We start from the raw sequence: 14790 nt of genomic DNA on the forward strand, positions 1-14790 counted from the left end.
CCTGTCAACGGGTGGACGCGGCCGCGGTCAGGAGGCGGCGGGCGGGGCGCTCTCGCGGGCCGCGACCAGGACGCCGAGGACGGCGCGGGTCTGCTCCCACGGGACCGGGCTGGGCGCGCCCGCCACCATGTCGAGGAACGCCGCGATCGTCCCCTCGTAGCCGAGCCCCTTGACCGGGTCGTCGCCCCCCTCGATCACGACGGTCTCGGAGGAGTCGCGCCGGTGCACGGTGACGGTGTACTCCTCCCCCTCCGACACGCCGAGGACCTCCACGACGCCGGTGACGCCGTCCGCCCAGCGCAGCGCCATGACGCCGGTGTCCTCGGAGCGCAGGGTCGCGTAGTGCCGCCGCGCGCCGGCCGCGCCCGCCAGCGCCACCTCCGGTCCCAGCAGCGCGACCAGCAGCTCGACGCCGTGGATCCCCATGGTCACCATCGTGCCGCCGCCCTCGCCCGGCGTGTCCTGCCAGGCGTTGTAGCCGGTGGCCCACAGCCCGACGTCGTGCCGCACGGTGGCCCGCACGGCGAGCACGTCGGCCGGGTCCACCGTGAGCCCCGCGAACGCCGGGGCGAACCGCAGCACCGACGTCGACATCACCCGGTCGTGGATCGGCAGCCGGTCGAGCCGCTCCAGCTGGTCACGGCCGGCTGCCGCGGGCTTGTTGACGAAGCAGGCCGCCCCGGTCTCCAGCACCGCGGCCAGCGCGCCGGGCACCTGCGGGTTGGGCACGGTCAGCACCACCCCGTCGGGGCCGGTCGCCAGCGCCTCGGCGAGCGTCGGGACGACCACGGCCGCGGGGTGCTCGCCGGTGAAGCGCCGCAGCCGCTCGGGGTCCGGCTCCCACACCACCAGCTCGGCGTGGCTCGCCAGCGTACGAGCGTCGGTGAACGGGTGACTGGTGGCGAGACCGGCGAGAACGATGCGCACGGGAGTCCTCCGGAGCGGCGGCGGGATGGGAGGGGACCATCATGGCAGCCGCCCCGCCGCCCGCCGGTCAGCCGATCGTGCCCGGTTCGTGATCCACTTCCGGCATCATCGCCGACCATGAAGAAGATGATCACAGCTCTGGCTGCCTGCGCCGTCATGTCGGCGGCCCTGTCGGCCGTCGCCGCCCCCGCGCAGGCGGCGCCCAAGGATCCCGTCAGCGCGCTGAAGGCCAAGCTCGTACCCGGGCACGGCGTGCGCTTCACCGAAACGGTCACCTGGTCGGACGGCACGGACGAGAGGGAGATCCAGGACCGCAAGGGCGCCTTCCAGTTCGACCGCAAGGGCGTCGCCGCGTTCGACATCGACATCCACTGGGACGACGACGACTACGGGCGGCAGCGGGCCGTCGGCATCGGCAAGATCACGTACCACTCCGGCGGGGTCATGCCCATCGTTCTGCCGGAGGGCAAGACCTGGTACAAGGTCAAGCGGTACGGGATGCCCGACTCCTACAGCCAGATCCTCAACCCGGCCGAGCCCAGGACCCTGGCCGCGCTGATCGAGCACGGGAAGCCGGCGAAGAGCTCCGTCACCGGCACCATCACCTTCAAGGACCTCAAGCGGGTCTCGGCCTGGTGGGCGGGCGCGAAGGCGGACAAGTCGTTCGACAACACGAAGGTCTCCTACACCCTCACGCTCACCTCGGCGGGCCTGGTGAGCAGGGTGCAGAGCTCGTACACGGCGACGGAGGACGGGAAGAGCGCCATGGTCGCCGTGGACAGCCGCTACAGCGGGTGGGGCGCGAAGGTGTCGGTCAAGGCGCCGGACCCCGCCAAGGTGACCACCGAGTTCCGCTGATCCGCACGCTCGCCGGCGGCCGGGTGCCGTCCGTCTGACATCATCGCTACGTGCGTACGCTGCCGATGGTCCTGCTGATCCCGGTGGTCGCGCTCGGCCTGCTCGCCGGCTGCACGACGCTCCAGAACGCCACGGCCGGCAACGAGCAGTGGCGGCTGGCGCACCGGGCGCCCTCCCTCGAGTTCGGCGCCAGTCTCGTCCCGCTCGGTGAGCGTGAGGCGTGGGCCTTCGGCACCCGCCGGGTCGGGTGGTGGCACTTCGGCCCCACCGCCTACCACTGGGACGGTGAGCGCTGGCGGGCCAGTCCCCTTCCCTCCGGGCTGGGCGCCGGCGGCGGGCCGGCGGGCGCCTCCTCGCCCGCCAACGTCTGGCTCGTCACCAGCGGCGACGACGACGGGCAGCGGGCTCTGCGCTGGGACGGCCGGACCTGGACCACGATGCGGACCCTGCCTTCGCAGTCGGTCCAGGAGGTCGAGGTTTTCGGCGACACCGACGTGTGGTTCTTCGGCGACGACACGTGGCACTACACCGGCTCGGCCTGGGTCAGGGCCGACGTGCCCGTGCAGGTGACCCGGGCGAGCGCGCGCTCCGCCACGGACATCTGGGCCATCGGCCGGGACAGGCGGGACGAGACCCAGCCCCGGGTCGCCCACTACGACGGCACCGGCTGGCGGATCGAGCCCCTCGGCGACGCCCTCCCCGCCTCGGACACGTCCTCCTCCCACGACCTCGGCGGCATCACCGCGGACGCCTCCGGCGTCTGGATCACCGCCGACGTCTCGGACATGACCGCGCGGACCACCACGCCGCTGCTGCTGCACCGCAGCGGCAACGTCTGGCGGACCGAGCGGGTGACCGCGGTGCCCGGCCCGTGGCGCGAGACGTTCGACCCCGTCCCGGACGGGCGCGGCGGCCACTGGTTCCTCGGCTCCGCCGATGTCAACGGCGACGACGCCGCGCTCGCTCCCCGCTCCCCCGCCGGCGTCTGGACCCTGCGCCCGGTCGGCGCCCCGGGAACGGCTGAGTTCACGTCACTGGCCGGCGTCCCCGGCGGCTCGTGGCTGCTCGCCACCGGCAGCTTCGGCGACGTCCGCGGGATCTTCCGCCACCGGCTGCCCGGCCGGTGAGATGCCCGCGCCCCGCGACCGCGGCCGGTCGGCCACGGTCGCGGGGCGCGGTGGCGGAGCACGGTCACGGGTGGGCGATGAAGCGCCCGAACCTGCCCTGGTGGTAGAGCAGCGGACGGCCCGTGCCGTGCACGTACGCCTCGGCGACCAGGCCCACCACGAGCACGTGGTCGCCGACGTCGGACGTCTCGTGGGGCAGGCAGATCAGGTGAGCCGAGACGTCCTGCAGCAGCGGCGCCCCGAGGGGCCCCGGACGCCACCGGGTGGGCTCGGCGAACCTGTCGATCCCCTTGCTCGCGAACCTGGCCGCCACCTCCGCCTGGTCACTGGCCAGCACGTTGACCGCGAAGTGGTCCGCCGAGCGCAGCCAGGGCCAGGTGGTGGAGCGCCGGTCGACGTAGAAGGAGACCAGCGGCGGGTCCAGGCTTACCGAGGAGAAGGAGGTGGCGGTCAGGCCGACGGGGATGCCGTCGCTCTGCGCGGTGATCACCACGACGCCGGCGGCGTGCACCGCGAGGGCGCGGCGGTAGCCGTCGGCGTCCACCGTGCGGTCGGGCAGGGTCTCGGTCATCCGGCCACCGCCACTTCCAGCTCCGCGCCGTCATGGGCGGCGTACCGGGAGCCGGGCCTGGCCAGTCCGTAGTTGCCGCGCAGGGTACGGCTCTCGTACTCGTCCCGGAACAGGCCCCTGACCCGCAGCTCCGGTACGACGTGGTCGACGAAGTCGGCCAGGCCGGCGGGCAGGAGGGGAGGCATGACGTTGAAGCCGTCGGCCGCTCCGCCCTCGAACCATTCCTGGATCTCGTCGGCGATCTGCTCCGGGGTGCCGGCCACCACGCGGTGGCCCCGGCCGCCAGCCAGCCGGCCGATGAGCTGCCTGACCGTGAGGCCCTCCCGCCTGGCCAGGTCGACGACGAGCTTGCGGCGGCTCTGCGCGCCCTCGGTCTCGACGGGGATGTCCGGCAGCAGGCGGTCGAGCGCGTCCTCGCTCAGCTCGATGCCGGTCATGCGGGACAGCTGGACCAGGCCGTACGCGGGGATGATGAGGTCCTCCAGCTCCTTCTCCAGGCGGAGCGCCTCCCGCTCGGTGGAGCCGATGATGGGCGAGATGCCCGGCAGCACGAGCAGGTCCCCGGGCTGCCTGCCGTGCCCGGCCACGCGGCGCTTGAGGTCGGCGTAGAACTCCTGGCCCTCCGCCAGGGTCTGCTGGGCGGTGAAGACGGCCTCCGCGTGACGGGCGGCGAACTCCTTGCCGTCCTCGGAGGAGCCCGCCTGCACCAGGAGCGGGTGTCCCTGGGGCGGGCGGGAGGTGTTCAGCGGGCCGCGGACGGTGAAGTGCTCCCCCGCGTGCTCGATCGGGTGGATCTTGCCGGTGTCGGCGTAGAGCCCGTTCGCCCGGTCGGACAGGATCGCGTCGTCCTCCCAGCTGTCCCACAGCTTGGTGACCACCTCCAGGAACTCGGTCGCCCTGGCGTAGCGATCGGCGTGCGCGGGCCGTTCGACGCCGAAGTTGTGCGCTTCGGCCTCGCCGGCGGAGGTGACGATGTTCCAGCCGGCCCGGCCGCCGCTGATGTGGTCGAGGGAGGCGAACTTGCGGGCCACGTGGAACGGCTCGTTGTAGGTGGTCGACACGGTGGCGATCAGGCCCACGTGGTCGGTGACGGCGGCGAGGGCCGCCAGCAGCGTCAGCGGCTCCAGGCCGCCGAGCGCGTTGTGCCGGATGTTGCCCCACAGGGCCAGGCCGTCGGCCAGGAAGACCGAGTCGAGCTTGCCGCGCTCGGCGATCCGGGCCAGGTCCTGGTAGTGCCGGACGTCGGCGATCCTCGCCGGGTCGGTGCGCGGGTGTCGCCAGGCCGCCTCGTGGTGGCCGACGCCCATGAGGAAGGCGTTGAGGTGCAGCTTTCTCGTCATGTGGTCCTCCAGGTGGAGAAGCGGCGCTCGATCCTGATCAGCAGCAGGTTGAACAGCAGGCCGAGCGCGGAGATCGTGATGATCCCGGCGTACATCTCGGGGATGCGGAAGCTGGACTGGGCGTCCAGGATGAGGTAGCCGAGCCCGGCCTTGGCGCCGACCATCTCGGCGAACAGCAGGACGAGGATGGAGTAGGCGCCGGCCAGCCGCACGCCGGTGAAGATGGTGGGCACGGCGGCGGGCAGGATGACCTTCTGGAAGAGCCGGACCGGGCCGAGGCCCATGGACCGGGCCGACTTGATCAGCAGGGGCTCGACGGTCTTCACGCCGCTGATCGTGTTGAGCAGGATCGGCCAGGAGCAGGAGTACAGCACGAAGGTGATCTTCGTGGTCTCGCCGATGCCGAGGATGAGGGTGAACACCGGCAGCAGCGCCACGGCCGAGGTGTTGCGGAAGAGCTCCAGGAGCGGGGTCAGGGTGTCGGCCACCGGGCGGTACCAGCCGATCAGCAGGCCGAGCGGGATGGCCAGCGCGATGGCCAGGCCGAACCCGGACAGCGAGCGGACCAGCGACGCCTCCAGGTGCTCGGGGAGCTGCCCGCCGAGCACCATCCCGTACCAGACGGCGAGGTCCTCCGACAGCGGCGGCACGAAGACCCGGTCGAACACGCCCATCCGTGGCAGCACCTCCCAGGCGGCCAGCAGCAGCAGGATCGCCGAGGATTTCGTGAGCGCCCGCGAGGCCACGTGCCGGTACCGTCGCGCGGCGGCGGACGGGCGGGGGCCGGGAGGCGTCTGCGGGCGGCGAGGCGGGTCAGGGGCGTGGGCGCCGACGGAGAGCCGCTCGGTCGCGCGCTCGCCCAGGGCGGTGGCGGCGGCGAGGTCGCCCGGCCGGTCAGCCATGGGACGTCGCCTTCCGCTCCAGGACCTGCGCCGCGGCGACCTCGTCGCGCAGCAGGGCCCACACGTGATGGCGGTACTCGCCGAACGCCGGGACCGCGCGCAGGTCACCGTCCCGGGAGTCGAAGGACACCTCGACGATCTCCTTGATCCGGCCCGGCCGGGAGGTCATGACGGCGACCCGCTGGCCGAGGTAGACGGCCTCGTCGATGCCGTGCGTGATGAAGACGACGGTCTTGCCGGTCTTCTCCCAGATCCGCAGCAGCTCCTCCTGCAGCGACTCGCGCGTCTGGGCGTCCAGCGCGGCGAACGGCTCGTCCATCAGCAGCACGTCGGGGTCGAAGGCGAGGCTGCGGGCGATCGCCACCCGCTGCCGCATGCCGCCGGACAGCTCGTGCGGGTAGCGCTCCTCGAAGCCGGTCAGCCCCACCAGGTCGAGGTAGTGCCGGGACCGCTCCCGCCGCTCCTTCTTCGGTACGGCCTTCGCCTCCAGGCCGAACTCGACGTTGGCCCGCGCGGTGCGCCAGGGGAACAGCGCGTACTGCTGGAAGACGATCCCCCGGTCCAGTCCCGGGCCGGTGACCGGCGTGCCGTCGATGAGGATCTGGCCGCCGGTCGGCCGCGTCAGCCCGGCGACCAGGTCGAGGAGCGTGGACTTGCCGCAGCCGCTCGGCCCGACGAGGGTGAGGAACTCCCCCTCGCGCACGTCGAGGTCGATGCCGGACAGCGCGACGAACGGCTCGCGGGCGTCCCGGACCTGGAACACCTTGCTGACGTCCCGGAGGCCGATCTTGGTCTTCACCGCGGTCCGGCCGAGTGTGGCGGTCATGACCCGCTCCCGTGGGCGTAGGGGTTGAACTCGTTGGTGTAGAGGTCGGACGGCTTCACCTGACCGGGCCTGATCTCGCCCTCGCGGCTCAGCCAGTCGATCCACGTCTGGAACTCCTTGGCGGCGATGACGCCGCCCTTGCCGGCGATGCCGGTGCTCTTCCAGAACGTCACCGCGGTCGCGTCCTCGGTGCGTCCGCGCTTGGCGATGATCTGCTTAAACCTGGCGACGACCTCCTCGCGCGGGTGGCTCTGGGCCCACTGGACGGCCTTGGCGAACGCCTCGACGAACGTCCTCGTGGTGTGGGGGTTGCGCGCGATGAAGTCCTCGCGCAGCACGACGGAGCCGGCGGTGAACGGCCCGAACAGGCCGACGTCGGTGAACAACGGGCGCAGGCCGCCGCGTGCCAGCGCCTTGTCCTTGATGATGCCGCCGAGCGTGCCCACGTCGAGCTGTCCCCGGCGCAGCGCCTGCTCGGTGTTGACCGGGGGGATCACGACGAGCTGGACCTGCTTGATCTCCTCCGGGGTCAGGCCCGCCCGCTTCAGGTACTCCTTGATGACGGCCTCGTGGTGCGCGCCGAGCGTGTTGACGCCGATCTTCTTGCCGATGAGGTCGCGGGCGGTGCGGATGGGACTGTCGTCGGTCACGTAGTAGCCGCTGAAGCTTTTGTCGTCGGAGCCGTAGTAGCCGATCACCGCCTTGATCGGCGCTCCGGCCGCCTTCAGCTTGATGATCGCGCCGTTGAAGGCGCCGCCGAAGTCGGTCTGGCCGGTGGCGGCCGACTGGATGTCCTGGGGGCCGCTGGTGGTGTTGCCGACCCACCTGAGCTTGACGTCACCGAGGTAGCCGAGGTCCTCGGCGAGCTCGGGGTAGGTGACGGCGCCGACGTTGCCCTGGTAACGCAGCACCTTCACCTCCGCTCCGCCCGGACGCGCCGAGCCCTCGGCGGAGCCGCAGGCGGCCAGTCCGGCCGCCGTCAGAACGAGAAGGAAATGCCTGATCTTGATCACGGAACGTTCCTCATGAAGAGGCGCGCCAGTGCGCGGGCGCGCGGGAAGAGGGAGGCACGAGCACCGTCGGCCATGCCGGGATGGGGAAGTGCGCGGTCAGCTGTCCGTGATCAACGACATTGCGCGCTGGCGACGTGACCGAAGTCCACGTGCGGGCGCCGGGTCAAGTGAAGGCCCTGGCTCATATCGGGAACGCTACGGCGCCGGTCGCGCATAGTCAACATTCCCTACTGGATATACATGAATATCCAGGGCTCTCCGGGCCGTCAGAACAGGTCACGCAGCCGGGCGGCGTACGCGCGCGGGTGGGTGAGATTGCCGTTGTGGCCGCCGGGGAACTCCTCGACCGCTCGCCCGACGAGGGTCGCCAGCTCGTGCGCGCAGCGGTGGTCGAACACGTGCCGGGGCGTGGTGCGCCCCGCCGCCGGGATGATCCGCACCGGACTGGCGGCGATCGCGGCGGTGTCGAGGGTGTCGAGGGTGTCGAGGACGATGGCGCCGAAGTCGTTGCGGATGAAGAAGTCGAAGCCGGCCCTGCGCCGGTCGTCCATGGGGTGCTGGGTGAGCCCGGACTCGGTCTCCTGCCGGCCGAGCTGGATGCCGAGGACTTCGGCGATCTTGCCGAACGCTCCGGCGAGCCCCTGGTCCCGGTAGAGCCGCTGGAGGTCCTGGAGTTCCTCCTCGTGGAGGCGGCGTTCGGCGGCGGGCAGCAGGGCGGGCGCGACGGGCTCGTGGGCGACGAGCGTGTGGAGCTGGGCCGGGTGCCGGACGGCGAGGTGCAGGCCGAGCACCGCGCCGAAGCTGCAGCCGAGCATGCGGGCGGGCTCGTCGGTGAGCTCGGCGAGCAGGCGGTGCACGTCGTCGGTGTGCTCGGCCACCGTCGCGCCGCCGGCCGGGTCGTCCAGCGTGCTGCGGGACAGGCCGCGCCGGTCGTAGGTGATGACGGTGTGGTCGGTGGCGAGCCGGTCCACCAGGTCGACGGTGCGGCCGGCGTCGCCCTCGCCGCTCTGGGAGATGAGCAGGACCGGGCCCGTACCGCGGACCTCGTAGTAGAGCCGGGCACCGGGGACGCTGAGGAATCCGTTCATGGGGAAAACATATCAGACTTGATACATCTAAATGGATGTAATCTTGGTCACATGGCCCTCCGCCTCAGGATGGCCGCCGTGGGCTCGTCGGCGGGCAGGAACGCTTCCAGCCGCAGCTCGGACAGCGTGACGTCCACGGCCGTCGCGAACGACGTCAGCGTGGTGATGAGGCGCAGCTCGCCTTCCGGCACCCGCAGCCGCAGCGGCACGGCGAAGCCCAGATGCCCCGCCGGCGGGTCCACGTCGGGAAGGTAGCCGTCCAGCTCGGCGATGAACTCCTCCAGGTCCGGATCGGGGCTCTGCCGCAGCTGGTCGCGCAGGCTGCCGGTGATGTGGCGGCCCCACTCGGGCAGGTTCTCCACGCGGCGGGCCATGCCCTCGGGATGCAGGGCGAGCCGCAGCACGTTGAGCGGCGGCTCCAGCAGCGCGGGCGCGGCGCCCTCGTGCAGCACGCCGAACGCCGCGTTGGCGGCGACCAGCTCGCCGTGCCGCCGGACGACGACCGCGGGATACGGCAGGTGGCCGTCGAGGATGCGCTCCAGCGCCTCACGCACCGGGCCGAGCTCGGGGGCGTCGAGGCTCGACTCGGCGTACATCGGCGCGTAGCCCGCCGCGAGCAGGAGCTCGTTCCGCTCCCGCAGCGACAGCCCCAGCGACTCGGCGAGCCGCACCACCATGACGCGGCCCGGCCGTGAACGTCCCTGTTCGAGGAAGCTCAGATGGCGCTGGGTCGTGTCGGCCCGGATCGCCAGGTCGAGCTGGCTGAAGCGGCGGCGCGTCCGCCAGCGCCGTAGCTCGCGGGCGAACTGCTCGGGTTCCGCCAAGACCGTCATGTCACCATTCATAGTGGACATCCGCGGTGACGCGATTCCCTGCAGGGAATCGCGCGGCCGCCGCCCGGGCCCGCACACTGCTGGCCATGAGCAACGCATTCGATGTCAAGCAGTGCGCCGACCGCTATGTCGCCCAGTGGAACGAGCCCGATCCGGCGACGCGCGGCGCCCTCATCCGTGAGCTGTGGGCGCCCGGCGGAATCCAGGTGCTGATCGATCCGCCCGAGGCGATCCGCGACGCCGCCGCGGCGCTCGCGTTTCCCGTGCCGCCGCTGGAGGTCCACGGCCACGAGGCCCTGGATGCCAGGGTGACCCGTGCCTACGAGATGTTCGTGGCGCCGGGCGAGCACGTCTTCCGGGTCGCCGGGGAGCCGTTCGTCCTCCTGTCGAACGTGATCGGCGTCCGGTGGTCGATGGTGTCCGTCCGGGACGGCGAGGTCGTGGGCGGCGGCCTGGACATCCTGGCCCTGGACGGCGAGGGCCGGATCCGTACCGACCACCAGTTCATCGGGGTGAGCTGATGCGCTTCACCAGGATCATCCGCACGGAGGACGGCGGTTCGGCGTTCGAGGACGGCGAGATCGCGCTCGAGCGGCGACAGGTCGCCGACGGGGTGCCGGCCATGGCGGTGGGCGGGCTGCCGTCGAGGGGCGGCGTGCAGTTCCTGCGCAGCGCCGCGTTCGACAGCAGCGCCCACCCGGCGCCGCGCGAGCAGTGGGTGGTGATGCTGCGCGGCACGATCGAGGTGACGGTGACTGACGGCGGCCGGCGCCGTTTCGGCCCCGGTGACCTGGTGCTCGCCGCCGACACCACCGGCCTGGGGCACGTCACGACGGGCGTCGGCGAGGCGCCGTTCGAGGCGCTGTTCATCCCGCTCTGACGGACGGGGCGACACGGCGGGCGCCGCTAGGAGGCGCCGGGGCCGCGGTCCAGCAGGGCGGCGATGCCGTCGAGCATGCGGTGCAGGCCGAACTCGAAGATGCTCTCCGGCTCCGACGCCTGGAACGCCTCGCTGCCGAACTCCGACACCATGGGCAGCCGCGCGGCGTGGATGGTGCGGTGGATCGCGTCCTGCCGGGCGTCGGCCCACTGCTGACGGGTGTGCCGGGTCGTCCGGGCGACCTGCGCCTCGTGGGCGAGGGGGATGGCGGCGCTCTGCAGGTAGGTGCCGATCATGATGGCGACCTGGACCAGCGTGGTGAAGTCCAGGTCGTGGCCGGCCAGGGCGCGCATCCGCCAGTCGGTGTAGGCCATGAGGTTGGGGGCGACGGGCGGCCGGGTCGTGACCGCGACGAGGTGGGACACCCAGGGGTGGTCCTGGTAGATCGCCCACTCCGCGCGCGCGGACAGCTCCAGCTTGGCGCGCCAGCCGTCGGGGCCGGGCTCGGGCAGCGGCCGTTCGCCGAAGACCGCGTCCACCATGAGGTCGTTGAGCTCCTCGCGGTTCGCGACATAGCGGTAGAGCGACATCACGCCCACCCCGAGCCGTGCCGCGACGCGCCGCATGGACACCGCGGCGACGCCCTCCCGGTCGGCGACGTCGGTGGCGGTGCGCACGATGAGCGACCGGTCCAGGGCGACCTCCGGCGAGCCGCCCTCCGTCCCGGCGGGCGGCGGGTGCGGGACCTCCGCCTCGGGGGCCGCCCGGCCCTCCTCCCGCGCGTCGGCCGCCAGGCGGTCCGCGACCCGCATCCGGTAGGCCCGCGCCCGGCAGGCGCGCGAGCAGTACCGGGGAGGGCGTCCCCGCTCGCTCGCGCCGAGGGCCCGTCCACACGTCTCGCATGTCGGCATGCTCGATGTCCATCCTGATTTTCGTCACGAATCTCGCGGCGTGACGAAAGTATAGACGAAGCGCGGAGGAGCCATCGATTACCCCCATTCCACCTGCATCGACGGCTCCGCGTGCCGCATGGGCTCCCTGGGTGGAGTACGGTGTCTTTATGTCTCGTACAGCGTACTCACGAGGAGGGGGCGCTCCTGCCCCCCACGCCCTCGAACTGCACGACGTGACCAAGCGCCACGGACACGGCGACGCCGCCGTCACCGCCCTCGACCGGGTCACGATGCGCGTCCCCCGGGCCACCTTCACCGCCGTGATGGGCCCTTCCGGCTCGGGGAAGAGCACCCTGCTGCACTGCGCCGCCGGGCTCGACCGGCCCACGTCCGGATCCGTCGTCCTCGACGGCCGCGACCTGAGGGGCATGGACGAAACGGCCCTGACCCGCCTCCGGCGCGACCGCATGGGATTCGTCTTCCAGTCGTTCAACCTCGTGCCGACGTTGACGGTCGAGCAGAACGTGACGCTGCCCCTGGAGTTCGCCGGCCGCCGCGCGGACCGCCGGCGGGTGCGGGAACTGCTCGCCCGGCTCGGGCTCGGCGACCGGACCGGCCATCGGCCGGCGGAGCTGTCCGGCGGCCAGCAGCAGCGCGTCGCCATCGCCCGCGCCCTGCTCTCCGAGCCCGCCGTCGTCTTCGCCGACGAGCCCACCGGCGCGCTCGACACCAAGGTCGCCCGTGAGGTCCTCACCATCCTGCGGGAGGCCGTGAGCCTGACCGGCCAGACGATCGTGATGGTCACCCACGACCCGGTCGCCGCCTCCTACGCCGACACCGTGGTGTTCTTCGCCGACGGGCGGATCGCCGACAGCATGGCGCGCCCGCACGCCGCGGCGGTGGCCGAGCGCATGGCCCGGCTCTCCGAGCCGGCGCCCTCGGCCCGGACGGCCGGGACAGGCCTGCTGCACCGGACCGGTGACCCCCGATGATGTGGCGGCTGGCGTTCCTCACGATCCGCGCGCACAGGGCGTCGTTCCTGGCCTCGGCCGCCGTGATGGCGGCGGGCACCGCCCTGCTCACCGCGTTCGCGACGCTGCTGGAGACCGGGCTGAGGACCCGCGACGACACCGGGTTCCTCGTCATGCTGCCCGCCATCCTCGGCGGGTGGACGGTGGCGATCGTGGCCTTCGGCGTGGTCTCCACCGTGTCCCTGACGATCCAGCACCGGGAGCGGGAGCTCGCGCTGCTGCGGTCGATCGCCGCCACCCCGCGGCAGATCCGGCAGAGTGTCGTCCGGGAGACGGTGACGGTGGCGGTGCCCGCGGTCGCCGCCGGTCTCGCCCCCGGTGCGGGGCTCGGCGTGGTCGTCTTCCGGAGGCTGGTGGACGGCGGCCTCGTCGGCGCCCGGACCGAGCTCAGCGTGGGATGGCCGAGCCTGGCGATCGGGGCGGGCGTCTCCCTGCTCGCGGCGCTCGGGGCCGCGCTGATCTCCAGCAGGAGGGCGGCGTCGGTCCCGCCCGTGCGGGCGCTGTCGGAGGCCACGCCCGCGGCGGCTCCCCCGCTGACCCGGGCGCGCCTGCTCAGCGGCCTCGGACTCGTGGTGGTGGGGCTCAGCCTGGGGGCGGGGACACTGCTCATGGAGAACGGCCCGCTCCTCTCCAGTACGGCGGGCCCGGCGGGCGTCGCCGTGGCGGTCGGGCTCGCCCTGCTCGGCCCGGCGGCCGTGACGTCGGTCGGGCCGCTCACCCGGGCGGGCATCGGGACGGCGATCGGGGCGAGCGCCCGGCTGGCCGCCCGCAACGTCCACGCGCGGGCCAGGCACACCGCCGGCGTGGCGTCGCCCCTGATCCTCCTCGTGGGCATCGCCGCCGGAACGCTGTACATGCAGAGCACCGAGGACGGCGTCCATCAGGGGGCCGCCGCCGGTGACGTCGGCTCGCGGCTGGCCCCGGTGAACTACCTGGTCGTCACGATGATCATCGGCTTCTCGGCGATCGTCGTGGTCAACACGGTGGTGGCGGCCACCCGCCGGCGGCGTGGGGAGTTCGGCCTGCTGCGGCTGTCCGCCGCCACCCGCGGTCAGGTGCTGCGGATGGTCACCGTCGAGACCGCCGTCACGGTCGGCATCGCCGTCGTGCTCGGCACCGTGGCCGCGGCGGTCACGGTCGTGCCGTACAGCCTGGTCAAGACCGGCTCGCCGGTCCCTCTGGGACCGCTCTGGACGTACCTGGTCATCGTGGGCGGCTCCTTGCTCCTCGTCATGGCCGCCACGCTCGGCACGGCGCTGGGCGCCCTCCGCGTCCGGCCCGTCGACGCCGTCTCCACCCCGTAGGGCGACGCCGTCCCGAACCCGCGGGTCGACGCCGTCTCCACCCCGTGGACGGCACCTCCGGCGGTGACCCGGCCGCCGCCGGTCCCTAGATCCAGCCGCGCTCGCGGGCCGCGAGCCCCGCCTGGAAGCGGGTGATGGCGTTCAGGTCGCGCATGACCGCGTGGATGCGGCGCTGCACGGTACGCAGGCCGAGTCCCAGCGTCCGCGCGATGGCCTCGTCGGTCAGCCCGCCCGCGAGCAGCGCCAGCAGCTCCCTGGTCGCCTCGTCGGGCCCGTCGGGGGCGGCTGGGCGGGGCGACCCCCGCAGCGGGAACCCCCGTCCCCACTCCCGTTCGAACAGCGCGATCAGCGCGTCCAGCAGGGCCGACTGGTGCAGGATGAACGCCGCGTCGATGGAGTACGAGCCGTTGCGGATGGGGATCAGCGCGAGCGCGTCGTCGGCGATCCACATCTTGGCCGCCGCCCCGGCCACCACGCGGGCCTGCTCGCCGTGGGCCATGGAGTCCTGGATGAGCGGCAGCTTGCCCGGCACCGCCAGGGACTCCAGGTCGTACACACTGCGGTAGTCGATGCCCGACTTGAGCATCCGCCGCTCGCGCTCGACGTTGTCGGCGTGGCCGCGCATGACGTACGGGGGCTTGTCGATGTTGCGGAACATGGTCTGGGCGCTGTCCTGCAGCGCGTACGCCCGGCTGATGATGTTGCCGGTCCCCGTGACGACCTCGACCTGCTCGGCCGGATGCGTCGCGTAGCGGGAGGCCAGGTGGAACGACGTGGTGAGCTCGTGGATGGCCGTGCGCACCTGGTGCAGCTCCTCCTCCTGGCGGGTGAGCAGCGGCCTGATCGCGATGTCGGGCGCGACGGCGACGTAACGGGCACGGCGGCCGGGCAGCCTGCTGGCCAGGCCGCGCCGCGCGAAGGCCGCCAGCGTGCGGGCCGCCAGGAGCGTGGAGACGCCGCAGTGCGTGGCGAGCTCGGCGGCGGAGGACCGCGGGTTCTCGACGAGCGTCGTGTACAGACGGCTCTCGGCCGGTGACAGGCCGATCGCTTCGAGCATCGGCGACGCCCCTTCTCCCGGTGGAGGGGTGGCGGGATACCGCCACCTGGCGGGTTTTGGCCCGTCCGGCGGACTTGTGCCCTGACTGATTCCCAGATTAGGTCAGCGAGGAAACGATCTCCATCGCGCGCGGGCGACGA

16 protein-coding genes are annotated in these 14790 nt (G+C 72.6%); 6 read left to right on the forward strand and 10 right to left on the reverse strand.

All coding sequences use genetic code 11. From position 1 onward, the window contains the following. Window positions 1-27 precede the first annotated feature (27 nt). Complete coding sequence (locus MTP10_RS29505; protein ID WP_310713179.1) at window positions 28-927, reverse strand: Gfo/Idh/MocA family oxidoreductase; 900 nt, start codon at window positions 925-927, stop codon at window positions 28-30. Window positions 928-1044: 117 nt separating this feature from the next. Between MTP10_RS29505 and MTP10_RS29510 the strand changes: the two genes are divergently transcribed. Then, the gene (locus MTP10_RS29510) at window positions 1045-1785 is read left to right on the forward strand and encodes a hypothetical protein (RefSeq protein ID WP_310713181.1); all 741 of its coding nucleotides are present in this window, start codon (window positions 1045-1047) and stop codon (window positions 1783-1785) included. Between the two features lie 50 nt (window positions 1786-1835). Continuing rightward, entirely contained in the window at window positions 1836-2912 is a 1077-nt protein-coding gene (locus MTP10_RS29515; protein WP_310713183.1) for a hypothetical protein, read from the forward strand. A gap of 64 nt (window positions 2913-2976) precedes the next feature. On the opposite strand, the gene MTP10_RS29520 is transcribed toward MTP10_RS29515, so the two are convergent. The 7 genes from MTP10_RS29520 to MTP10_RS29550 form a co-directional block, all read right to left on the reverse strand. Continuing rightward, on the reverse strand, window positions 2977-3483 hold the full coding sequence (locus tag MTP10_RS29520) for a flavin reductase family protein (RefSeq protein WP_310713185.1): 507 nt from the start codon (window positions 3481-3483) through the stop codon (window positions 2977-2979). Further along, window positions 3480-4823: an LLM class flavin-dependent oxidoreductase gene (locus tag MTP10_RS29525; RefSeq protein ID WP_310713187.1), complete on the reverse strand. Its 1344-nt coding sequence runs from the start codon at window positions 4821-4823 to the stop codon at window positions 3480-3482. The genes MTP10_RS29520 and MTP10_RS29525 overlap by 4 nt, the downstream gene beginning before the upstream one ends. Next, window positions 4820-5725: an ABC transporter permease gene (locus tag MTP10_RS29530; RefSeq protein ID WP_310713189.1), complete on the reverse strand. Its 906-nt coding sequence runs from the start codon at window positions 5723-5725 to the stop codon at window positions 4820-4822. Before MTP10_RS29530 ends, MTP10_RS29525 begins: the two co-directional genes overlap by 4 nt. Then, window positions 5718-6551, reverse strand: coding sequence for an ABC transporter ATP-binding protein (locus MTP10_RS29535; RefSeq protein WP_310713190.1), 834 nt, complete (start codon window positions 6549-6551; stop codon window positions 5718-5720). The genes MTP10_RS29530 and MTP10_RS29535 overlap by 8 nt, the downstream gene beginning before the upstream one ends. Beyond that, window positions 6548-7564: an ABC transporter substrate-binding protein gene (locus MTP10_RS29540; RefSeq protein ID WP_310713192.1), complete on the reverse strand. Its 1017-nt coding sequence runs from the start codon at window positions 7562-7564 to the stop codon at window positions 6548-6550. The genes MTP10_RS29535 and MTP10_RS29540 overlap by 4 nt, the downstream gene beginning before the upstream one ends. Window positions 7565-7830: 266 nt before the next feature. Further along, window positions 7831-8652: an alpha/beta hydrolase gene (locus MTP10_RS29545; protein WP_310713193.1), complete on the reverse strand. Its 822-nt coding sequence runs from the start codon at window positions 8650-8652 to the stop codon at window positions 7831-7833. A gap of 47 nt (window positions 8653-8699) precedes the next feature. Further along, complete coding sequence (locus MTP10_RS29550; protein WP_310713194.1) at window positions 8700-9485, reverse strand: helix-turn-helix domain-containing protein; 786 nt, start codon at window positions 9483-9485, stop codon at window positions 8700-8702. Between the two features lie 86 nt (window positions 9486-9571). Between MTP10_RS29550 and MTP10_RS29555 the strand changes: the two genes are divergently transcribed. Together MTP10_RS29555 and MTP10_RS29560 are read left to right on the forward strand one after the other, a co-directional pair. Continuing rightward, window positions 9572-10006: a hypothetical protein gene (locus MTP10_RS29555; protein WP_310713195.1), complete on the forward strand. Its 435-nt coding sequence runs from the start codon at window positions 9572-9574 to the stop codon at window positions 10004-10006. Beyond that, window positions 10006-10365 carry a hypothetical protein gene (locus MTP10_RS29560; protein WP_310713196.1) on the forward strand — a complete coding sequence of 120 codons (360 nt, stop codon included), beginning with the start codon at window positions 10006-10008 and terminating at the stop codon, window positions 10363-10365. The genes MTP10_RS29555 and MTP10_RS29560 overlap by 1 nt, the downstream gene beginning before the upstream one ends. A 26-nt stretch (window positions 10366-10391) precedes the next feature. Here MTP10_RS29560 and MTP10_RS29565 read toward each other — a convergent pair whose 3' ends face one another. Next, window positions 10392-11276: a TetR/AcrR family transcriptional regulator gene (locus tag MTP10_RS29565; RefSeq protein ID WP_310713197.1), complete on the reverse strand. Its 885-nt coding sequence runs from the start codon at window positions 11274-11276 to the stop codon at window positions 10392-10394. A 149-nt stretch (window positions 11277-11425) separates the two neighbouring features. Here MTP10_RS29565 and MTP10_RS29570 point away from each other — a divergent pair, with 149 nt between their 5' ends. Together MTP10_RS29570 and MTP10_RS29575 are read left to right on the forward strand one after the other, a co-directional pair. Next, window positions 11426-12250 (forward strand): ABC transporter ATP-binding protein, encoded by an 825-nt coding sequence (locus MTP10_RS29570; protein WP_310713198.1) that lies wholly within the window; start codon window positions 11426-11428, stop codon window positions 12248-12250. After that, entirely contained in the window at window positions 12247-13593 is a 1347-nt protein-coding gene (locus MTP10_RS29575; protein WP_310713199.1) for an FtsX-like permease family protein, read from the forward strand. The genes MTP10_RS29570 and MTP10_RS29575 overlap by 4 nt, the downstream gene beginning before the upstream one ends. Window positions 13594-13678: 85 nt before the next feature. On the opposite strand, the gene MTP10_RS29580 is transcribed toward MTP10_RS29575, so the two are convergent. Further along, a complete protein-coding gene (locus MTP10_RS29580) occupies window positions 13679-14650 on the reverse strand; it encodes a helix-turn-helix domain-containing protein (RefSeq protein ID WP_310713200.1) in 972 nt (323 codons plus the stop codon). Window positions 14651-14790 lie beyond the last annotated feature (140 nt).

Source organism: Nonomuraea sp. 3-1Str, assembly GCF_031570565.1.
Taxonomy (GTDB): Bacteria; Actinomycetota; Actinomycetes; order Streptosporangiales; family Streptosporangiaceae; genus Nonomuraea.